Source organism: Paenibacillus sp. NPDC057886 (genome assembly GCF_042796655.1).
Lineage (GTDB): Bacteria > Bacillota > Bacilli > Paenibacillales > Paenibacillaceae > Paenibacillus.
The window spans coordinates 122,922-145,306 of record NZ_JBHVMZ010000009.1 but is presented as its reverse complement, the minus strand read 5'-3'; the positions used below and the strand labels follow the sequence as shown (position 1 = coordinate 145,306).

Here is a 22,385-nt window from a genome sequence, read left to right as displayed (position 1 = left end):
TATGAAAATCGCTTTTGTTTTGTTTGATGGTTTGACTTTCCTTGATTTTGCAGGATTTTATGATGTGATCAATCGGTTGAATTTCTTTGAACAAACCAAAGGCACGACGTGGGAAACCTGTGCGATGACAGATCAGGTCACGGACGAATCAGGCCTAACGTTGAAGGTGGACCGGGTGAAGCCAAATTTGGAGGAATATGATCTTGTTTTTGTGCCTGGTGGCATGGGAACCCGCAAGCTTCGATTCGATGAGGCTTTTGTGGGATGGCTGAGACAGGCCGAGAATGTTCCACTGAAGGTATCCGTGTGCACAGGCTCTCTGCTGATGGGGGCGGCGGGGTTTTTAACAGGTAAAAGAGCAACTACGCATCCTAATGTCTATGACCTGCTTGAGCCTTATGTTGCAGAGGTGATTCAAACCCGGATTGTGAAAGACAGAAATGTGATTACAGCCGGAGGGGTAGCGACGTCCATTGATCTTGGGATCTATGTCGTAGGTTTGCTTGCAGGCGAGGAAGCCGCGGCGAATGTAAAGCTCCAGATCGATTACCCTTATGAAATGCAGGGAGTGGTTGAAGAATGAATGAAGGTCAAAAGGAGAACGTGTTCATTCTCCGCAATATACGCAGAGATGAGGCAGATAAGTATTGGCCTTTGCGGCTGGAAGCGCTGAAAAATCATCCGGAAGCCTTCGGGGCTTCATTTGAAATGTCGATTCAGCTTCCCATGAGTGAAGTGCAGGAACGTATACATAATGAAACTGATGATTACATTCTGGGGTCATACACAGAAGAAGGCATCCTCGCAGGAACGATGGGATTCAAACGGGAACATGGACTTAAGCTGAGGCACAAAGGATACATCTGGGGAGTCTATGTCTCTCCATCTTATCGTGGATGTGGACTTGCTTCCCGATTGCTCCGCGAAGTGTTAGATCGGGGCAGGGAACTGGAAGGCATAGAGCAAATCAATCTCAGTGTGGTTACCACAAACGAGTCAGCAAGGCGATTATATGAGCAGTATGGATTTGAAACCTATGGCATTGAGCGTAATGCGCTGGTAGTTCAGGGTAAGGGTTACGATGAGGCTCATATGACGTACTTTTATGCTGATCATTTGAATGTGAGCGATAAGCATGTTGAAGCAGGTGGTGACATATGATGGACACAATTCAGCTTGAACTTGACGGCATTTATTTTGAGTTAAAAGAACCTCATTCATTCGAGTGGATCGCGCGCCTAGGTACCGTATTTCGTGTGTTTGATCAGCAGGATTCCGGCAATTTGTCCTTTGGTATTCTGGGTCAGGACGGAGAGCGGAAATTCGTGAAATATGCTGGAGCACGCACGATACATGCGAGTAGTATAGGGGCGCCTGCCGAAGCGATTCATTATTTGAAATCATCTGTTTCAATATACGAAGATTTGGCACATGACACATTGATTCATTTAAAAGACCATTTTGCAACGGAACATGGCTACGCCTGTGTATTTGATTGGGTGGAAGGAGAATGTCTGCATTCCCATTGGGATTTTCCACCACCAGCCAAGTATGAGGACCCTCGTTCACCCTATTATCGATTCAGACAGCTTCCGGTAAAGACACGTATTCAGGCGATGGAGCATATTCTGATTTTCATATCGAAGTGCAGCGGAGAGGGTATGTGGCTGTTGATTTTTACGATGGCAGTCTGATCTATGATTTTGACAAACAGACGATGAAGATATGCGATATTGATTTGTATCGGAAGGGATCTTTCACGAATACGATGGGACGGATGTGGGGATCAACCCGGTTTATGTGTCTCCTGAGGAATTAGAGTTGGGTGCGCCAATTGATGGAGTCACGAATGTGTTCAATATGGGGGCGATGGCTTTCTCGCTGCTTGGTGGAGAGTTGGAGCGTTCATATGCCAGATGGGATGCTGGAGAAGCGTTGTACCAGGTGGTTATTCGTGCGGTAGACCCTGAGCGGGCAAATCGCTATGCGTCGGTTGCTGAGTTAGGTGCTGCATGGAAAAAAGCTGTGCTACAAGATAAATAAGCTATATTGGATCATAGTCTGGCTCGTAAAATCCTCTCGTATATTACCCGTACGCAATTGTGCACATTGGATTCGTATCTGCACGGAATATACCGTATAATGGAAATTAATGAGGGGGTATAGCCAATGTGCAAACATACAATATCAGGATTATTACCTGAATTTCTGAATCAGCATGACGCTGGAAAAAGAAGTATAGGCGAACCATTATTGCAGAGGTTCATTCCGTAATTATGAATCCCATATCAAACCTTTCACCTATGGATATGATGAAAATACAGGCAGATACGTTGTATACGATGGACGATCAGCAGCGTTTGTTAAGTATTAACGAACCGGATGGTGGGCAGGCCCCGGCCTTATTTATAGGGATGACTTCTGTCGGGCAATGCTCCTATTATCATGAGCAGTTATCGTCCACTCTGATTGAGGAGCTGGGCTGTGACACGAAGCTTCCGCTCGATATTGCGAAGCTGATTCAGAGGGTTGAGACGTTTAAGCCAGTGAAGAGTGTATGGATGGGCCCGGCCTATGCATTTCCCGAGAAGTGCGGCGAATGGCATCCAAATGTTCAGCTTATAGAGAGTCATCGTACTTTTTTGCTGGAAGAGCATTTTCCTGATTTAATAGAGCGTCTGCATGAAAAAATGCCCGTTGCCGCTTATGTTATTGAGAATTCGGCTGTCGCTGTATGTTGTTCAGCCCGTGTATCCAAACAGGGTGCTGAGGCGAGTTTGTATACGGCGCCTAATTTCAGAGGACAGGGTTATGCAGCAGAGGCGGTAAAGTGCTGGCAGTATCACGTTAAAGAGAGCGGGCGCATTCCAATCTATAGTACATCATGGGATAATATAGCTTCGCAGATTGTTGCCCATAAGCTGGGACTAATCCAGTTTGGTATGGATTTCAGCATCACGACTTCGTCATAAAGGATGCATTCATTTATGATAAATGAAGGGCATCAATCCGCTGCGTTGGTTACCCGGAATTAAAAGGGGGTATTGCAGCAATGATTAGGATTTTTGTACAAAAGGACCTGCAATATGTCATTGAAGCGCATATCCGTATCTATCGGGATGAGTATAATTATGATCATAGCTTTGTCGAGTTTATTGAGAATGCTGTTCATAAGTTTGAGCAGGGACAGGAGTGATTCCATGATTCGCAAACGTATTGCAAGCGGCACGGTGATGCTGTGTACAGCATGGATGTTGGTAGCATGCTCGAATCAGGTGGAAAGTCAGGGCGTAAGCTGGAAGATTGAAAGCAATCTTCAGCAGATCGTGAGCAGACCTGAAAGTATGATCAGCAGTAACCCTAATGATTATATCGCTGACAGCCCAGAAGCGTGGGAGCAGATCTTGAATACTGGGGAAGATGGGCTAAACGTCCTGATTCAGCAGCTGGACTCCAGTGCAGATAATGGCCTTAAGGAATGGCTTATGGCTGAGGCAAGTACTGAGCTACTCGGAGAGCGTAACCCAGTGGAACACTGGCAAAGTGGCAAAGACTGGCTGAGACAGTATAAAATGAATGAAGAATAATGATAATGACTCATCATCATTAGTGTATGATTTACAGCGGAAGTAGTGGAGGGAACGGAATCGATTCTGAAGAAGCGGTAGCGTTCGCCCTTGTCTCCGAATTTGCACATTTATAAAATATATCAAAAAAATTTGGAGACAACAGCGATCGAAAGAACGATCCGTAACCGAAACGATCACCGCAGGTCGTCAAGCGTTAACGTCTGTGATGACCCGGAATAACATAACTCACCTCCCAGTCATCATGAGCAGGAATGAGAGGTTCCAGGAACCTGAAAGAATACGTTATAGAGGTGAAACCCTTGAAGAAGAAAATTGCATTTTTTGACTCGGGAATCGGTGGTTTAACCGTCTTGCACAAGGCTTTGCATCAATTCCCTGAAGAAGCGTTTCTGTATTATGCCGATACGTTACATGTTCCTTATGGGACCAAGTCCGCCAATGAGGTTAGAGGACATATCTTCAATTGTGTGGAGGCTATTGTTCAGGAAAATGTGCAAGCGATCGTGATTGCCTGCAATACTGCGACCAGTCTGACCGTGAAGGATTTGCGTGCCAAGTATGATATCCCTGTTATCGGGATGGAGCCTGCTGTGAAACCGGCTGTCGAGATGAACCGAAGAAGCGGCAAAAGGGTGCTTGTATTTGCTACAGCCCTGACCTTGAGTCAAACGAAATATCATGAATTGGTATCCCGTGTGGATGACCACCACAGTGTCGATTCCATTCCATTACCTGAACTTGTGGAGTGGTGTGAGCAGTTGGACTTTGATCCACAGAAGATTGCGGCGTATTTCCGCCTCAAACTGGCTGATCTTGATCTGGACTTATACGGTACAGTTGTACTTGGCTGCACGCATTATCCGTTCTACACATCCATTCTTCGTACAGTTCTGCCAGATCATATTCAGATTATTGATGGCAGTACGGGAACGGTTAACCGCTTGAAGCAGCTTCTTGGGTTGGCAGACCAAAAGGGCGTGTGGACAGAGGATAAGGTTACTTTTCTTAGTTCATCTGGCCGTTCGGAAGACCGGGAGAACATGCATATTGCACTGAGATATCTGGAGAAGCATTGAATGTAAGTTGGATCAACAGGAGGTGAGGGGCGATACAGTCTATTTATCTCATCCGTCATGCCAAAGCAACAGGGCAAGAACCGGATGCCGAGCTTACCGATGAAGGACTTCGTCAGGCAGAAGAACTTGCTGAGATGTTGGGGGAGCACCCTATACAATACATTGTGTCCAGTCCGTGGAAAAGGGCACTTCAAACCGCTGCCCCACTGGGCAAAACCGTCCTGCAACATATACATACGGATGAACGTCTTCAAGAAAGGGTGCTTAGTACCTTTCATCTGGATAACTGGATGGATGTGCTTGAACGTACATACACGGACGAAGACTGGACGGAAGAAGGTGGTGAATCTTCTCGTTTCGCGACAGCTCGGGGCCTTGAGGTGCTGGACGAGCTGTGGAGCCGACCGGAGCATAGCGGGGCTGTGTTTACACATGGCAATATGTTATCTCTGCTCATTCGCAGCCATGATGCATCCTTTGGATTCGATGAGTGGAAAAATCTAACTAATCCTGATGTATATGTCCTGGAAAAACAGCAGGGAGATGAAGTCTCACACAGCATTCGCCGTATATGGCGAAGTTAAACATAAAGAGAGTGCTCCAGCGATTTTGAAGATCGGCTAGAACACTCTTTTCAGTTCACGATGTTGGTTTTACAAAGCGGCAATTAATAACATGACCCATCCGACCAAGAAAGCTACTCCGCCCAGGGGTGTGATCGCCCCCAGTTTTCGAACGCCAGTTACACTTAGGGCATACAGACTGCCCGAGAACAAGAGGATGCCGGCGAATAGCAGCCATCCGGCCAGCAACACAAGAGAAGGCTGCTCCAGTCGATCAGCGAGCAGTCCGAGCAGGATGATTCCAAGTCCATGAACAAGGTGATACTGAACGCCAGTCTCGTATATTTTGATCATGTCAGCAGACAATCTGCGTTTGAGCGCATGTGCACCGAATGCTCCAAGGGCAACGGCAAGAAACATCATGATACTTCCAAGAACAATCAAGGTCTGCATGTGGTCTTGTCTCCTTTTTTAATGAGTATTAAGCAGAATGTTTCTGCTCATTATGACGCTTACAGCTTACGCAATTGAATGCGCTGAATCGAATGGTCCGCTTCCTTTTTCAAAATCAGTCTGGCTCGTCCCTTGGTTGGAAGGATGTTTTCGTGCAGATTTTTGGCATTGATATCTTTCCAGATCTGGCTTGCCGTAAGAACAGCCTCATCTTCTTCCAGATTGGCGAAACGACTGTGGAAGAAGGAGTTCTCATTCTGAAACGCTGTATTGCGTAGCAACTTGAAACGCTCAATGTACCAGTGACGGATATGCTCCTCTTCCGCATCGATATAGATGGAGAAGTCGAAAAAATCACTGACCAGCAGTGGGGTTTCCTTTTTGACCTGGAGCACGTTAATTCCTTCAATAATGAGGATATCCGGCTGACAGATGGCCTTCTCCTCACCTGCAATGACGTCGTAGGCAAGATGAGAGTATACGGGAGCCATCACTTCAGGTTTGCCTGATTTGACATCACCCATGAATTGAATCAGTGACTTGATATCGTAGCTTTCCGGGAATCCCTTTCGGTTCATGATGCCTTTCTCTTGCAGCACGGCATTGGGATACAGGAAACCATCCGTTGTGACCAGATCCACCTTGGGGTTTCCTTTGCCTCTTGCAAGCATAGCCTGAAGCAGGCGGGCGGTTGTACTTTTGCCCACGGCAACACTGCCCCCAATACCGATAATGTAGGGAGCATGATGTGCTTCTTTTTTTAAAAAAGATGCCGTTAAGCGATTCAGCTCTCGTGAAGCTCCTGCATATAAGTCAATAAAGTGGGTAAGAGGTAGGTAAATATCCTCAACTTCTTGAATGGATACCTCTTCATTTAATCCCTTTAGCTGTTCCAATTCCGCTTTCGTTAGTGGAAGAGTGGTCTGATACTTCTTCAAGTCAGCCCATTCCTTGCGGTTAAACTCGGTGTAAGGAGAGTATAAATTCATGAGATCCCGCTTTCTGTATGTAATGTTATGTTGGCACAATCATTAGTGTACCAAATTTCAGGGAACTGACAACACCTTTACATGGATGGTTCCTTAGTATATTCCCTGAAAGTTGAATGAAAAGCAACTTATAGGAAATTGTAAACCAAATTATGTTAAAGTCAACGTATACCATGCGGAAGGGTGACAGCAAATGATCGTATATGAGAGAGAGCATGATTTTGTTTTGACCGCACAGCATGAGCATGGACTAGTAGCCGGAGAAATGGCTTCCCATTGGAAAACGGAAATGTTAATTGATGAAGCGCATCGGGAAGATCTGATTCTTGCTGCAAGAGAGCATGATCGGGGATGGATTGAACTGGATTCCGCGCCATTCTGGAATGATTATAGTCAGATACCGTATTCGTTTCGTGATTTTCCGCTACGTCCGCGATTTGTATTTTACCGTAAAGGTATTGAAGAGGTTCGTGAGAAAAACCTGTATGCCGGGTTGTTGTGCAGCATGATGTATACAGAATTGTTTCAAAACAATCTGGGTGCTAACGCCAATGATGATGAAGACATCAGGGAGTATCTAAACGATGAACGGGAGCACCAGTTACGTTGGGAACAGCAGCTTGGTGGTAGTGAGGCATTGAAGCTCAGGCTGAAAAATGATGTGGAAATTATGCTTTTTTGTGATCAGCTCAGCCTTTTTCTCTGTATGGAGGAACCCGGAACACCTGCTGCACGTTATGATTTTTTCGCTGAGGGACTCGGTTGTACCTTCGATGCCTGTTCAAGGCAACCCATTCAGGCCGAGTGGCTCTCCAATGAGAAAGTAGGATTATCTTTTGTGCCGTTTGATAAGGAATTTACGGTTATTATGCCTTACAAATCGGTGCCAAAAGCAAGTATCCGCAAATTTGGTCTGCTGCAGGCTTATCGCCGTGCCGAGTGGAAAGAACGCCGGGTGCTAATTACAGGCATGAGCTGAGTATCGTCTATTCGATATTCGGTTCAAAAGAAAAACATCGCATACATCATAAAGAGGCGGGCCTCCGAAATTTCCGGTGTCCGTCTTTCGTATGCGTTTATATCAAAATTGAATTTGCAAATAGTCAGGAAAGTTAAGATAGAATAGGAATAGAGATTGAAGCAGGAGAATCTATCTACGTACCAGAAGTGTTAGTGTACAACGAAGTATATAAGCTTAATTCAACAATTACACAAGAACGGAGAGGACAGAAAAAACCTGGGGCTAAAAGGAATCGGAACATTTTCTGTTGTCATAGTGAATATGTGTGAATTGCAAAGGATTAGGTTTTGTATAAGGCAACTGGGAGGAAAAAAATGGACACTAGAACTGAGATTTTAACGATGTGTATGGTATGGGACAAGCAGAATGATCAGGTACTATTAATGAATCGACCGAACCGGAAAGGATTTCCCGGATATATTGCTCCTGGAGGGAAAGTCGATTTTCCGGAAAGTATTGTGGATGGTGCCGTGCGAGAGGTTAAAGAGGAAACAGGACTTGTGGTGAAAGAAATTACATATAAAGGTCTTGATGAATTTTGTGATCCGGAGCAAGGATTGCGTTATATGGTTTTCAACTACGTGGCTACTTCTTTTGAGGGGGAGTTACTAAGTGATCCACCGGAAGGCGAACTGTTGTGGGTTTCTTTAGGGCAAGCGCTGGAGTTACCCATGCAGGATTGGTTTGCGGAACGTTTCCCGCGATTTTTTCAAGCAGGTACGTTTGAGCGGAGTGTGATCTGGGAGAAATCAACGGGGCGTACACTGAAAGAGACTTTTATGGTGTATAGCGATTCGGTTCTTGAACAGAGTGAAGTTAAATAATTCAAAACGCTCAGGAGGCGGAAGAAATTATGGGATACGAGCATGCACTGGAAGGATACATTGCAGCGACCAATACACATCGGTTTGATGAGGTAAGCAAATGGTTATCACCGGATGCCGTATATTGGTTTACCGGAACATCTTGCACTACACCTGACGAAGTTCGGGCTTATTTTGAAAACGCTTGGGAGACAGTCAAGGAAGAGGTATATCGTGCAGAAGATGTCACGTGGATTACAACTGGCCAAGAGCAGGCGGTCTGTATTTATACCTATCACTGGAAAGGAATTTATCAAGGGGAGCCGGCTTTTGGAAAAGGTCGGGCTACCAATGTATTTGTTGCAGGCATTAACGGAGAATGGAAATTAGTCCACGAGCACTTAAGCACGGGGGTTTAACGTGAGGAATAGGACGTTGCATTTTTAGAACAGTTTACTTGAATAAAGCAAATAAATGAGGCCTGTATTTGAACTGTGTCTCATATTTTATCAGCCAATTCTATATATTTATATCCAGATATTATGATATAATGAAGTTTACTTTTTAAAAGGAGATGACTTGTAATTATGGAGATTTCATATCGTGAATCGCTGGAGGGAATAGGTATCGACCAACTTGGAGGGAATTTTTTTGAAGGTTGGCCAAACCCTCCGTCTACGCCTACTTTTCTGAAGCTGCTGGAACAATCCTATGCTGTCGAATTGGCTGTTGATGAAGAAACCGGGAATGTGGTGGGCTTTATTCAAGCCATCTCCGATGGAGTTCTTAGTGCATATATTCCCTTGTTGGAAGTGCTTCCGGAGTATCAAGGTAAAGGGATCGGAACAGATCTTATCAAGCGTATGTTCAATCGTCTGGGTGATCTCTATATGATTGATCTTTTGTGCGATAACGAACTTCAGGGGTTCTATGAGAGACAGGGCATGCAAAAGGCACATGGCATGGTGATTCGTCATTATCAAAATCAAGCTGGAGCGGTAAATAGCTAATAGATTTGGTGAACTAGATGGGTGAAATAAAGGATAAAAATCGTTCCGGAGTAACCGAGGTTATAAAAAGAGAAAAATATGAATTCAGACCCAAACATTTATATACGGAAGGTTGTTATATATTTGGTGATCTAGCCATACATAGGCTTCTGCAAACGGGACGTAAATGAATATGTACGAGGAAAAGGTGGAGATTGGTGTGAAATTGTCGTTCCGGATTTTGGACTGGGAAGAAGAAAAACCTTATGAACTTTTATTGATGGCTGATCCGTCCAAAGCTATAGTTGACGAATATCTGAGTCGCGGTGTTTGTTTTATCGCTGAATATGAAGGAGAAATGGTAGGAGAGTTTGTCTTGCTGAAAACGCGTCCAGAGACGGTAGAGATTGTTAATATTGCCGTGCAGGAAGAATTACAGGGACAGGGCGTTGGCAAACACATGATCAAGGAAGCGATAGAAGCAGCACGCAGGCTCGGTGGTCGAACGGTAGAAATTGGGACAGGCAACTCAAGTTTTCATCAGTTGAAGCTGTATCAGCGCTGCGGTTTTCGCATTATAGGGGTCGATCGGGATTTCTTTGTGAAACATTATGAAGAAGAGATTATAGAAGATGGCATTCGCTGCGTCGATATGATCCGTTTGGCTCTGGATCTGGATACCGTGGCAGAGGAGAACAAGAAGTGAAGATATATCGCCTCAAACCAGAGGACTATCGCAGCATCACCGCATTTGGCAGTGAGGGAGCAGAAATTACGCCGATACTCCGAAGCACAACAGCCTGCCACGTAGCCCAACTGAAACTATCTGCAGGAGGAAGTGTGGGTTTGCATCCAGCGGTGGGTGAGCAGGTGTTTCTGGTGCTTGAAGGGGAAGGTTGGGTGGAAGGCGAGACAGGCAAACGGTTAGTTGTCCGTTCGGGAGAAGCCGCGTATTGGACCAACGGAGAGAATCACCAATCTGGCTCGGACAAAGGGTTAACCGCATTGTTGATTGAGGGTGAAGAACTGATTGTTCGGTTATCGCTAGAGTTGGGAGACTCTTAAGATAGGGGCTGATTATTTGAGTGTCTGGGTCATTATCATTATTGGAGCGATTTTTACTCCATCGTTCTATCAGATGAATAAGCGCATTCGTAGATTGGAAGAGCAAGTTAGGCATCTTTCAGACGAGAGGAAGAACCTTTAAGTGGATCGGTACACACACATGGGGGTATATGGTTTAGCCACCTGGGAGCAAAAAGTTCTGTTAATTCATAAGGCGAGAGGAGTTATTTGGGGAAATGGGATTTGCCTGGAGGAAGGTTGGAGTTTGGTGAGCAACCGGAGACCGCCCTACACCGTGAGATTGAAGAGGAGACGGGCCTTTCCAATCTACAATTGGTGATTCGTTCTGCGGAATCGAACGTATTGGAGTGGGTTTACGAAGGCGAGCCGGAAGAGCTGCACCATATTGGAATTCTATACGATGTATATTTGACAAGCGAAAGTCGGCCTTATGAGATCAAAAGGGAACCGGATGGCGAAGATTCACTGGGCGCACAATGGTTTACTGTGGAAGAGGTTGAAGCGTTATCGTTGACGCCATTTGCACAGTATATGATTAACAAACCTATTTGATTTGAATTTTAGGACTGGTCAAATGGAACAGAATCGTTTATTCTGTGATAGATAGATTACAATTTTTTTCAATTGAATAGGACTGACACCTTAAAGCATAAGGCTATGAATCTACGGATTCGTGGCCTTTTTTTGTGTTTTCAGGGGTGAATTGGGTCTTTGGAAGGGGAGGTTGCATGCCTTGTGGTGATGGGGATCGCTGAAAAATAATACCAATAGCCTAGATTTGCATGGTAGAATATTGATGATTATTACAAATTTAGGATTTGGCTTGAAGAGTAGTACGAGTGATGAAGAAGCAAATTTGCCCCATACTAAGGTACATAGGAGAGTGAGTAGATTGAAGAAGCAGATGAGATTAAACGGCAGGAAATCAAAAAGGAGCGTGTTGATAGTTGGTTTGTTGACGACGGCTTTGATGGCAGGAACGCTGCTGACTACTGGAACAGAGGGTCTGGTGTCTGCTGTGGATGCTGCTACAAGCACGAGTGGAGCGGGCACAGCGGCTTCTGCGCTTACAAAGTTCAAAGATATCAAAGGGCACTGGGCGCAAGCTACAATTGTCAAAGCCTATGATAAAAATCTGATTTCCGGTTATCAGGATGGTACCTTCCGTCCCAATGCCAAAATCACCCGTGGTGAGTATGCCACACTTCTCAGCCGTGCAACCAGCTTGGAAAAGGTACAAGGGGAGAATCCTTTTGCTGATCTCAAGGGACACTGGTCTGAATCAGCGGTGACACAGTTGGTCGCCCAGGGCTTCATTCATGCTAGTGATTATCCGAAAGGATTCAATCCCAATGCCGAACTGACACGCTACGAGATGATGAAATGGATTGCGAACGGACTGATCAAGTCAGGAACCAGTTTCCAGGATGCTTTTGACGACACCAAAAATACACTGCTACCTACCCCTGAAGTTAATCGGGGAACGATTCGTGCAGAGCAAATTCCTTATCTTGCACTTGTTCGCGGGACTGGCATTGTCGGTGGATTTGAGGACGGTTCTTTGAAGCCTGCTGATCCAACAACGCGAGCTGAAGTGTCTGCCATTTTGCTGCGTTATATGGATGTCGAGGGTACGGATGCAGGGAAGTACAGTGATCTGAATGAAATGCGTGAGGTTGGCACGACGGGAACGAATTTAACGACGATAAGTAATTACTTTTATACTAAAAATTCTGTTACGGTAAGTGATCTATCTAAGGGAGATATAAAGTTATCTAATAATTCCGGCATACTCCGACTGCATCGAATTATTGTAGTAGATGTTACGAAAGGCAAGCCGAAAGGGGTTTACTCATCACTGTTTATTGGTCCCAATTCCATTCAGTTTCCAGGAAGCTACATGACATTTGCCGATATATCGTTTACATCCAATATAGAAAAATCAAACCTCTTGGCCTTTAGCGGCGGTCTAGACAGTGCATTGTTAAGATTTAATCGTATGGATGTTAAACATGCCGAAAAAAATGGATTCATAACTATTCCAGAGATGTCTAGTAAACTTATAAAGAAAGATGTTAAAAAACGTTTTTGGACATCCTCTGTGCTCGTGGCTAAAGGTGGCTCTTATTATTTAAAAGCTAACAACAATGATTTAGTTCAAATTCAGAACATGTAGTTTCTTCAAGGCGGTGAGTGAGTACTGAAACTCTATTATAAATTAATATTAGTATTTATAGTTATGTTCTTAATTTTAGGTGCTATGGGTACATTTTATCTTCCAATTCAAGCAGCTACTAATGACCCTTACGGTCCAAAATCAATGAAGAGTCCATCTGTCCTGACTGTACAATCTGCACCAAGAGTTGCCAATCCAGGTGTTTATTGGTATCAACTTGATGATGGAAGTTTTAAAGCTGATCATACTACTGGGCCTACTTTTTCTAGAAACATGAATCCCTTGTCTTGTTCGTCTCCTTATCCTGACGAAAAAGATATACCCAATGAAGTTGACTTTTCCAATTGGCCTGCTACTCAATGGAATGAATATAATGGATATCCTATTATTCCATCAGTTCTTAAGTCTATAAGAATAAAAAGTGTTACTTATCAAACTAGATTACAGCAAACTTCCTATACAGGAATTGGTGAAACAGTTATACGAAGAGATAGTACTATTGTAAAAATCAACACAAGAACAGGAGGGAATCATTCAGTAAGTGATCGAACAGAGTTCGAAAATGGTGGTAAAACTAATCAAAATTGTGTGAAGCAAGTAGTAGCCTACCATACGCCTATGGATATCATCTGGGAAGGGGATCTAGAAGAAGAAAAAGAAATCGACGTAACCCCAGATTCCACCCTAACGGTTGGAGAAACTAAACAGATGGTAGCCAAAGTTAAAACGAAAAACTATGGAGCAACTCAATTCAGTGAAGGCATCGACGTAAGTCGGCGCGAAGCTGAGACCACCTGGTGGTCATCTGACCCGAGTATTGTGAGTATTGAACCCAAAACCGGAATGGTGAAGGCCGAAAAGCCGGGTACTGCTTTTGTTCGTGCAATCTGGAACAACGGTACATATCTTATCTCGGATACTGCTGACATTACGGTAACGTCCGAACCAGGACTCATTGTGAACCTGCCAAACGCCTGTAAAGCAGACACAGCTACACCGCTGCAAGCTAAAGCTATCCTGACCAAGTCAGACCTTTCTGTTCATGAGCTTACTGCTCATCCCAAATTGACCTGGCAAAGCTCCAATCCAGCAGTAGCAACCATAGGTGCAGATGGGAAAATGACGATCAAGGGTATCGTCGGCAGCACCACCATCACCGCGCGATTTTTGGACCCTTCCCAGCAGTTGGATGAGCGGGGGACGCAGGTGTTAGATGTAAAGGATTGCACAGGCAACGGAGGAGACGGGGGAACTGACCCAGGTAACGGGGGTGGCGTTGTGGGTTGCCCCGTGACCATCAGTCCACCTAATAAAGGAGCGTTGATCGAATCGTCTGCCATGGACCCATCCGTCCGGGGCGTGCTGAAAGCTGATGATCGGGGATCTGAAAAATTTGATGTCACCCGCGGCATCCCGACTTCTGAAGATCTCTATGCAAATGTCATGGCTAGAGGATACTTGTTCCAGCACCGTTGGGTGAACATGACAGGAACAGTGACTTATACGGTCAACGTAAAAAAGAAGTATCACAAAACATGGACGATTCCGGGCAGAGCCTCGACAGGACCGAATGATCCAGGCACACCTCCACAACCTAAGGAACTCGACGTTCCTGTGGAAAAACCAATGCAGGTCATCCGACAATATAGTTATTGGCAGATTGATAATTTGGAAGTCTATCAGCTAAATCAAGCTACGATATCCAATTATGCACTTGGTGGCTACGGTGGTACAGTAACGCTGACTCCAAACGGATATACACCGCCGACCTTACAATCGGCTAATGATGATGCCGTTACCGCACATGTGAAACCTGCACCTTGCAAGGAAATCGACCTTGGCACTGAAACAAAGCCAGGCGGTGACAGCGAGCCGCCTACACCTGATGAAACGTCATTGTTTCAATCCAAAGCGGAGACTGAGGTCAAAGAGAACACTGTAAATAATGACAAGGTAGTGTTTAACGGTACCACTGTGATGGATCCTGCTCCGATGGATAAGACTGCTCCGCGACCTGGGACAATCCCTCAACCTGGTATGATCGGTGACAACGTGCTGTACCAGAATCGTTTAACTATTCAGAATACACTGGTCAACAAGGCGGACCAACCGACAACGGGCGAGATCGCATATGGCTTGATTCCTGGCAACATTAAAGGCGGTCAAGATCAGAAGTTTTCTATTCAAGGGATTAATTCAGTCACGGTGCACACGCCTGTCGTTAACTACGCCTCGGTGTCTGATGATCAGCCGCATAACCAGAAAACGGTGCCTGATCCGACCAGCGCGGCGCTTATCTTGGAACGGCCGTTTATCGTACGCATCCCGACCTCAGGGCAGCACCTGGACGTAAGCAGTTACCCGGGTTATGGCAATAGGGACTATGCCAAGTATTTTCGCATCAAGCAGATTCGTTTCCCCTTTGATGTCTATACCGCCGATAGGAGTCAGTTCATTCCAGCCAAGACCTGGGTGGACATTCCGGTCAACCAACTGGATACCGTTTTCTATCTTCCAGTATGGGTGGATGAAGGACATTACCGAATTGAATTTCGAAATATTGCGGAAAATGCTCCTTCGACATTCACCGAACAGCAGGATGCCAACACAAATCTGACCCATCATGTTGCGGCAGATACGGTTCCGGTGGAAGTTATTGGGCGATTGTATGATTTTCACGTTACGGATATCGCCGATTATAATTGGGAGAACGTATTCCGCAAGCAGCTCGGGAGTTCAGAGTCGACAGGGGTAAGCTACTGGACAGGACTTAACAGTATTGATGGTGATCCGCGAGGGAATCTGGCACCGTTTGTGTTACCTGTTCGCCCAGGCAGTCATCCTGTGCAGGGTTTCAGCAATGTTGCGGTGAAAACGGGCTACCATATCAAGTTCGACCTGAAAACAAAAGGCAATATGTTTGGCAAACAGGATGGTGTTCGAATTACTCCAACATTCTACTTTGTGAGCAAAGATGGTTCTTCCAGACAAGAAGTCGATCTATACTACCACCGCGGTCAAGAGCGACTTATCAGAATAGGATCGGCGCAGGATTTAGAGAAAAGGTTTGTTGTCCTGAACTCGAGGCTGCGTAATGTACCCGGTACGGAATTGGGGGATAAGGCGCGTTATCAGTATACGTATGAACTGACCGCCGATGAACGCAACCAGAGTTCGCTCGCTGATTATATGGTTACGCTTGTCGATCAAATTTCTCACCAGAAAACGTGGGTAGGCCGCTATGACTGGATGATTCTGCCCGCTTCCATTCGTACACTGATTGGACCCAAGACAGACATTCCTTCGGGTGTTAGTGTGGACCGAGCGAATGCGGCGATCCAGCGTTGGTACGGAGAATACAGTCTGCCTGCAGATGTATACGCCGTGCCAAAGGGAACCAATCTCGAATTGCTTGCCAGACAAAATCAACTGGATGAAAAGGCTTCTGTATTTCTGAAGGACGGATATATCGTGGTCAACTTCAATATCGAGACACTTCGGGATGGGAATACAGAAGCTCCACACCTGCAATACATTTATGCTCCACTGATGAATCAGTGGCAGATGGAAGGTTTCAACAATCGCCCAGTAGACAGTCAAGGTAGAACTTGGCCCCTGAAGGATGGCGATGTGGTCTTTTACCATTCAGATCAGTCCAGCCGGGGCGATTTTCAGTCTCAGGTGCCACATTAAACAATAAAAAGTCTGTCAGCCTAAATAAACCAAGTCAAAAAGAAGCCGCCCGGATGCTTTTACGCATTACAGGCGGCTTTTGGTTTATAACATTGAATTGCAAGAAACACCCATTTTTTTGTTGAATACCAAGCCAAATGGTTAATATTTATCTTGACGGTTTGTTTTTGAACATTATGGACCACAATTCTAAATAAGGAGGCTGCAAATCGGGCGAAACCTGAAAATGTGTAGAAACCATCGTAGGATAAGCGATTAACAACAAAACGCCATACAAAGAGAGCACATTTGTGGGTCGGAAATGTTCCAATTATTCGATTCATCTAATTTATGCATCAATTGAACTAAAAATAGGAAATGCTCCTGAGCGTAAAAGTTTATAGAATAGATATTAGAACACGGACTTCACTTGAAAAAGTGGAGGAAGGTGTAACCCTCGAACGGATCAGGACAGTATTCGACATCTGTGCGACGGTATATACAATCATCAGTTTACTATGATTTTGAAAACGCAGACAAACCTTGACGGGAGCGTCGGAACAACGTTACTACCACCAACAGCACGATTATTGGACTTCATGAAAAATTTAGCTTAAAATGTTGAACGAACGCAAATTACGGCTTAGTCAATGATTTCCGTCAAAAACTTATGACTAAATCAAGACGGAGGGAACGTCGATGACGATCGAGGAAGGCAACAAGAAACCCTGGGAAAGTTACTATGGCCCGAATATGGGATACGTACAGGAACAATATGAATTATACTCCCAAGACCCGGGTGCAGTTACACCGGCTTATCGGGAATTATTTGAACAATGGGGTGCTCCGCCGATGTCTGGCAGGGATGCACATACAGCCTCGTATTCTGGCAATGCCCAAAAGGCTTCCGGAAGCGTGGATATTCAATTATTACAGAAAGCGGTTACAGCAGGGAAACTGGTAATGAATATTCGTACCTATGGTCACCTTGCGGCCGATATTGATCCCCTTGGAATCAGTGAAGATTCAGATACTTCTTTGCTTGAACCGAAGCATTTTGAATTGAATGAAGAAGATTTGAAAGCTCTGCCAGCTTCCCTGATCTGGGAAGGTGCAGATGGACAGACGGTAACAGGATTGGATGCCATCCAGCGCCTGCGGCAAATATATACTGGTCCTATCGCTTATGAATTCAGCCATGTGCATGAAGTTCATGAGCGGGAGTGGCTGAACCGCCGTGCAGAATCTCGTACTTCGCCGGCACCGCTTAATCCAGAGGAGCGTAAAGCTTTGCTGGAACGTTTGGTTGAAGTGGAGCAATTTGAAGATTTCCTCCACAAAACATTTGTTGGGCAAAAACGTTTTTCCATTGAAGGTAACGATGTGCTTGTCCCGATGCTGGATGAAGCAGTCCGAATTATGGCGCACGCAGGTTCAAGCCATATTCTGATGGGGATGGCTCACCGTGGTCGATTGAACGTACTTGCTCATGTACTGGGCAAGCCGTATAGCAAAATTTTCTCTGAATTCCATCATTCTCCGAACAAGGATTTGGTTCCTTCCGAAGGGTCAACAGGAATCAATTACGGTTGGACGGGGGATGTCAAATATCATCTGGGCGCAAACCGTTATGTAAAAGACGGCGAAACAGTACAAGCGCGTCTTACGCTTGCCAATAACCCAAGTCATCTGGAATATGTAAATCCGGTTGTACAGGGCTTTGCACGTGCAGCGCAGGATGATCGCCGTGATCCGGGATATCCGAAGCAGGATGTAACCAAAGCAGCAACCATTCTGATGCATGGTGATGCGGCTTTCCCTGGAGAAGGTATTGTAGCAGAAACGCTCAATTTCAAAGCATTGCCTGGATACCAAAATGGCGGAACAATTCATATTATCGTGAACAACCGTCTTGGATTCACAACAGACAGCAGCGATTCACGCTCAACGTATTATGCGAGTGACCTTGCCAAAGGATATGAGATCCCCATTGTGCATGTCAATGCAGACAATCCGGATGCATGTATCGCAGCTATTCGTATGGCAGCAGAATACCGTAACCTGTTCAAAAAGGACTTCCTGATTGACCTGATCGGTTACCGTCGTTATGGTCATAACGAAACGGATGATCCGGAAACAACACAGCCGACGGTGTATGACAAAGTAAAAGCTCATCCAACGGTTAGTCACTTGTACCAGGATCATCTGAAAGAGGAATCGGTTATCGACGATGCTTCCATCAACAGCATTCGTGAGGCTGTGACGAACCGCTTAAAAGAAGCTTACGAGCAGATGAAGAACAATGAAGTACATGAATATTACCAACGTCAAATTAGCGAGCCGGAAGCAGTTTCGATTATTCCAACTGCGGTACCATTGGAAAATCTGCGGGCAATCAACGCAGACTTGCTGAAATGGCCAGAGAATTTTAATGTGTATCCGAAGTTGCAGCGCATTTTGCAGCGCAGAAGCACATCTCTGAACGAAGGGGAGAAAGTAGACTGGAGTCTCGCAGAGACGCTTGCGTTTGCTACCATTCTTGCGGATGGCAAACCGATCCGGATCAGCGGACAGGATGCAGAACGTGCAACGTTTGCCCATCGGAATCTGGTGTTGCATGACTCCGAGAATGGTGCGAAATTCTGCCCACTGCATCATCTGCCACAGGCAAGGGCTTCCTTCGCTATCTACAACAGTCCGTTGTCTGAGGAGTCTGTTGTTGGTTTCGAATACGGATATAACGTCTATTCACCAGATACGCTTGTAATCTGGGAAGCACAATTCGGAGATTTTGCCAACTGTGCACAGGTTATTTTTGACCAGTTCGTATCTGCCGGCCGTGCCAAATGGTCACAAAAATCCAGTCTGGTCATGCTGCTTCCACATGCGAACGAAGGTCAGGGCCCTGAGCATACAAGTGCTCGTCTGGAACGTTTCCTGCAGCTTTGTGCAGAAGACAATATGACCGTTGCGAACTTGACAAGTGCATCGCAATATTTCCATCTGCTGCGTCGTCAGGCTTCGTTGACTGAAACGGAAGATGCTCGTCCACTGGTTATGATGTCGCCGAAAAGTCTTATTCGTAATCCTCGTGTCGCATCACCTGCAACAGAGTTCAGCGAAGGCAAGTTTGAGCCTGTGTTGGAGCAAGCAGGATTGGGCACGAAACCGGATCGCGTAGAGCGCATTATTTTGTGCAGTGGTAAAATCGCCATCGATCTGGAAGATGCTTTTGAGAAAGATAAAGCGGATTGGTCCTGGCTTCACATTATTCGTGTCGAACAGCTGTATCCGTTCCCGGCGGAAGAAATCAAGCGTGTACTTGCACGTTTCAGCAAGCTGAAAGAGCTGGTGTGGGTACAGGAAGAAAACAAAAACATGGGTGCCTGGACATACATGGAGCCTCGTCTTCGTGAAATTGCGCCAGAAGGAACAACCGTTAAATACGAAGGTCGCCCGGAACATGCGAGTCCTTCCAGCGGTTATCAACTTGTGCATGGCATGGAGCAGCAACAGATCATTACATCCGCATTGAAGCAAACGACGAAGAATAATATTCCACTGGGGAGGTAACAGCTGTGAGTGAAATTAAAGTACCTGCAATGGGTGAGTCGATAACGGAAGGAACCGTATCCAGATGGCTGGTCAAAGAAGGCGAAACCGTTAATCAGGGTGATGTTCTTCTGGAACTGGAAACGGATAAAGTAAATATTGAGATCAGTGCTGAAGAGAGCGGTGTTCTTGAGAAAATTGTTCGCCAGGAAGGCGAGACTGTAGAAATCGGTGAAACGATTGGAACACTCTCGGCAGGAACTGGAGGAGGAAGCGGCGCGCCCACTTCCCAACCAGCAGCGGCAGAGCAGAAACAAGCAGCTGCTCCAGCACCGGAATCTTCGGATAGCAGCTCGAAAACAGCTTCACCGTCTGCTCGCAAGCTCGCACGTGAGCGTGGTATTGAGCTGGATCAGGTACAGAGCAAGGATCCGATTGGCCGGGTTTATCAGGATGATGTGAAAACTCACAACACTCAGGCTGCTGCTCCTACACCGCCTCCTGCTAAAGCTCCCGCTGCAGCACCTAGTGCTCCGGCAGCAGGTGGTTCCACGTATACCAAACCAGTTGAGCGTCAACGTATGTCCCGCCGTCGTGCTACCATTGCGAAACGCCTGGTAGAAGCACAGCAGACTGCAGCGATGTTGACTACGTTTAACGAAGTGGATATGACGGCAATCATGGATGTTCGTAAACGTCGTAAGGACAAGTTCAAAGAGAAACATGAAATCAATCTCGGCTTCATGTCCTTCTTCACCAAAGCGGTTGTAGGTGCTCTGAAAAAGTTCCCAACCATTAACGCGGAAATTGATGGCGAAGATGTAGTTCTCAAAAAGTACTATGATATCGGTATTGCGGTATCTGCCAAAGAAGGTCTTGTCGTACCGGTTGTACGTGATGCAGATCGTCTTGGCTTCGCTGAGATTGAGAAAAGCATTGCTGACCTGGCGTCCAAAGCGCGTTCCAACACGCTGGCTTTGTCTGATCTGCAAGGAGGAACCTTCACCATTACCAATGGCGGAACATTTGGCTCCCTGTTGTCCACACCAATTTTGAATACACCTCAAGTAGGTATTCTGGGTATGCACAAAATCCAGCTTCGTCCAGTAGCGATTGATGCAGAGCGGATGGAGAACCGTCCGATGATGTATATCGCCCTGTCGTACGATCACCGTATCATTGATGGTAGCGAAGCCGTACGTTTCCTCGTAACGGTGAAAGAATTGCTTGAAGATCCAGAGTCTTTGCTGATCGAAGGGTAATCCATAACGTTTAACATTTAATTGCCATCTTATAAATAAAAAAAGTAAAGCCTCTGAACATGGTACACAGCGCAAGCTGCTAACCGGTTCAGAGGCTTTTTTCATCATTGTGTGAATGTTCGTATCGCATTACACGGAATCGGTGGTTTCTGCATGTACTGTGTAATGATGGGCGCTATAGTCGGGCGTATGCCTCTCCAGCCACTCCACGACATGCCCTGCAACCTCAGTCCGATTCGTCTCATGCAGCATTTCATGGCGTCCCCCCGGATAGAGGCGGTATTCGATATCCTCAAGCTGAAGCTCCCGATATTGGGAGACCAGGTTAAGTACTCCTTTGCCATGAAGCCCCACCGGATCTTGTTCACCCGAGAACAGATATACAGATTTATCCTTGGGAATGCGTTTCATGTTGCGTGGCAAGTGAATGTCCAACAGCAGTTTGAAAAAGTCACGGAAAAAACCTGCGGAGCAGACGGCTCCACACAAAGGGTCATCCATAAACCGCTTGACCTCTTCGGGGTCCCGAGACAGCCAATCAAACGGCGTGGTTGCCGGACGGAAAGAACGGTTGAATCCGCCAAATACGAGCGCATTGAGCAGCATACTTGGATGAGCAATGCCCTGAATGCCACACTGCAGGAAAGCCAATTTCTCTCCAATCCGAAGAAGACCACGTTTGCCATTGGTGCCGGACAAAATAAATGCATGGTAACGCTCGTGGCCTGCGTACATTAGATGCTGTACTAAAAACGAACCCATGCTATGCCCCATGAGAAAGAGGGGCACATTAGGGTTTTCTTTGGCGGCAACTTCGCCCAGATTCATCATGTCACTCGCCATCCAGCGGAAAGCATCGACGCCGGCATTGCCCAACAAATTCGAGTTTTCTACCGTTTTACCATGACCACGATGATCATTCGCGTAGACCACGTAGCCGTGCGTGGTGAGATGTTGGGCAAATTCAGCATATCGGGCAGCAGTCTCGCTCATGCCATGTGCAATCTGGACCACACCTTTGATGTTGCACTCCGGATCGGGAAGCCAGCGGTACACATGAATACGGGTACCTTCATTGCCAACCAGGCTAAAGGTAGATTCCTGCATCTCGTGTAAATCCTCCTTCACAGGTCACATTAAAGCCAGTTCAATT

General features: G+C 45.9%; 21 protein-coding genes and 1 pseudogene. 19 read left to right on the top strand and 3 right to left on the bottom strand.

What is annotated here, in order from left to right; all coding sequences use genetic code 11:
- Window position 1: 1 nt before the first annotated feature.
- The 8 genes and pseudogenes from ACFVQB_RS26965 to ACFVQB_RS26930 all read left to right on the top strand — a co-directional run bounded on the left by ACFVQB_RS26965 (window position 2) and on the right by ACFVQB_RS26930 (window position 5,250).
- Window positions 2-583: a DJ-1/PfpI family protein gene (locus ACFVQB_RS26965; RefSeq protein WP_379446973.1), complete on the top strand. Its 582-nt coding sequence runs from the start codon at window positions 2-4 to the stop codon at window positions 581-583.
- Window positions 580-1,161 carry a GNAT family N-acetyltransferase gene (locus ACFVQB_RS26960; RefSeq protein WP_379446972.1) on the top strand — a complete coding sequence of 194 codons (582 nt, stop codon included), beginning with the start codon at window positions 580-582 and terminating at the stop codon, window positions 1,159-1,161. Before ACFVQB_RS26965 ends, ACFVQB_RS26960 begins: the two co-directional genes overlap by 4 nt.
- Window positions 1,158-2,043, top strand: a pseudogene (locus ACFVQB_RS26955) (protein kinase family protein). Before ACFVQB_RS26960 ends, ACFVQB_RS26955 begins: the two are co-directional and overlap by 4 nt.
- Window positions 2,044-2,276: 233 nt before the next feature.
- Entirely contained in the window at window positions 2,277-2,972 is a 696-nt protein-coding gene (locus ACFVQB_RS26950) for a GNAT family N-acetyltransferase (protein ID WP_379446971.1), read from the top strand.
- Window positions 2,973-3,052: 80 nt separating this feature from the next.
- Window positions 3,053-3,196, top strand: a complete 144-nt coding sequence (locus ACFVQB_RS26945; RefSeq protein ID WP_379446970.1) for a hypothetical protein — start codon at window positions 3,053-3,055, stop codon at window positions 3,194-3,196.
- Between the two features lie 4 nt (window positions 3,197-3,200).
- Entirely contained in the window at window positions 3,201-3,587 is a 387-nt protein-coding gene (locus ACFVQB_RS26940; RefSeq protein ID WP_379446969.1) for a hypothetical protein, read from the top strand.
- Between the two features lie 254 nt (window positions 3,588-3,841).
- Window positions 3,842-4,666, top strand: a complete 825-nt coding sequence (murI, locus tag ACFVQB_RS26935) for a glutamate racemase (protein WP_379446968.1) — start codon at window positions 3,842-3,844, stop codon at window positions 4,664-4,666.
- A gap of 32 nt (window positions 4,667-4,698) precedes the next feature.
- Window positions 4,699-5,250 (top strand): histidine phosphatase family protein, encoded by a 552-nt coding sequence (locus ACFVQB_RS26930; RefSeq protein WP_379447136.1) that lies wholly within the window; start codon window positions 4,699-4,701, stop codon window positions 5,248-5,250.
- A gap of 69 nt (window positions 5,251-5,319) precedes the next feature.
- Here ACFVQB_RS26930 and ACFVQB_RS26925 read toward each other — a convergent pair whose 3' ends face one another.
- Complete coding sequence (locus ACFVQB_RS26925) at window positions 5,320-5,682, bottom strand: DUF423 domain-containing protein (protein WP_379446967.1); 363 nt, start codon at window positions 5,680-5,682, stop codon at window positions 5,320-5,322.
- Between the two features lie 59 nt (window positions 5,683-5,741).
- Window positions 5,742-6,671 (bottom strand): type I pantothenate kinase, encoded by a 930-nt coding sequence (gene coaA / locus ACFVQB_RS26920; protein ID WP_094938087.1) that lies wholly within the window; start codon window positions 6,669-6,671, stop codon window positions 5,742-5,744.
- Window positions 6,672-6,864: 193 nt separating this feature from the next.
- Between coaA and ACFVQB_RS26915 the strand changes: the two genes are divergently transcribed.
- The 11 genes from ACFVQB_RS26915 to odhB all read left to right on the top strand — a co-directional run bounded on the left by ACFVQB_RS26915 (window position 6,865) and on the right by odhB (window position 21,232).
- Window positions 6,865-7,650 (top strand): DUF3891 family protein, encoded by a 786-nt coding sequence (locus ACFVQB_RS26915; RefSeq protein ID WP_379446966.1) that lies wholly within the window; start codon window positions 6,865-6,867, stop codon window positions 7,648-7,650.
- A gap of 356 nt (window positions 7,651-8,006) precedes the next feature.
- Window positions 8,007-8,516, top strand: coding sequence for an 8-oxo-dGTP diphosphatase (locus tag ACFVQB_RS26910; RefSeq protein WP_379446965.1), 510 nt, complete (start codon window positions 8,007-8,009; stop codon window positions 8,514-8,516).
- A gap of 29 nt (window positions 8,517-8,545) precedes the next feature.
- Window positions 8,546-8,914, top strand: coding sequence for a YybH family protein (locus ACFVQB_RS26905; protein ID WP_379446964.1), 369 nt, complete (start codon window positions 8,546-8,548; stop codon window positions 8,912-8,914).
- A 168-nt stretch (window positions 8,915-9,082) separates the two neighbouring features.
- Entirely contained in the window at window positions 9,083-9,505 is a 423-nt protein-coding gene (locus tag ACFVQB_RS26900) for a GNAT family N-acetyltransferase (RefSeq protein ID WP_379446963.1), read from the top strand.
- A 166-nt stretch (window positions 9,506-9,671) separates the two neighbouring features.
- Window positions 9,672-10,190, top strand: coding sequence for a GNAT family N-acetyltransferase (locus tag ACFVQB_RS26895; protein WP_062320254.1), 519 nt, complete (start codon window positions 9,672-9,674; stop codon window positions 10,188-10,190).
- Entirely contained in the window at window positions 10,187-10,549 is a 363-nt protein-coding gene (locus ACFVQB_RS26890) for a cupin domain-containing protein (protein ID WP_379446962.1), read from the top strand. Before ACFVQB_RS26895 ends, ACFVQB_RS26890 begins: the two co-directional genes overlap by 4 nt.
- A 228-nt stretch (window positions 10,550-10,777) precedes the next feature.
- A complete protein-coding gene (locus ACFVQB_RS26885; protein ID WP_379446961.1) occupies window positions 10,778-11,122 on the top strand; it encodes an NUDIX domain-containing protein in 345 nt (114 codons plus the stop codon).
- A gap of 331 nt (window positions 11,123-11,453) precedes the next feature.
- Entirely contained in the window at window positions 11,454-12,746 is a 1,293-nt protein-coding gene (locus tag ACFVQB_RS26880; RefSeq protein ID WP_379446960.1) for an S-layer homology domain-containing protein, read from the top strand.
- A 708-nt stretch (window positions 12,747-13,454) separates the two neighbouring features.
- Entirely contained in the window at window positions 13,455-16,439 is a 2,985-nt protein-coding gene (locus ACFVQB_RS26875; protein ID WP_379446959.1) for a DUF5704 domain-containing protein, read from the top strand.
- 678 nt (window positions 16,440-17,117) lie between these two features.
- Complete coding sequence (locus ACFVQB_RS26870; RefSeq protein ID WP_379446958.1) at window positions 17,118-19,991, top strand: 2-oxoglutarate dehydrogenase E1 component; 2,874 nt, start codon at window positions 17,118-17,120, stop codon at window positions 19,989-19,991.
- Window positions 19,992-19,996: 5 nt separating this feature from the next.
- On the top strand, window positions 19,997-21,232 hold the full coding sequence (gene odhB / locus ACFVQB_RS26865; protein WP_379446957.1) for a 2-oxoglutarate dehydrogenase complex dihydrolipoyllysine-residue succinyltransferase: 1,236 nt from the start codon (window positions 19,997-19,999) through the stop codon (window positions 21,230-21,232).
- Window positions 21,233-21,361: 129 nt separating this feature from the next.
- Here the strand turns inward: odhB and ACFVQB_RS26860 are convergent, their stop codons facing one another.
- Window positions 21,362-22,339, bottom strand: coding sequence for an alpha/beta fold hydrolase (locus tag ACFVQB_RS26860; protein ID WP_379446956.1), 978 nt, complete (start codon window positions 22,337-22,339; stop codon window positions 21,362-21,364).
- Window positions 22,340-22,385: the final 46 nt, after the last annotated feature.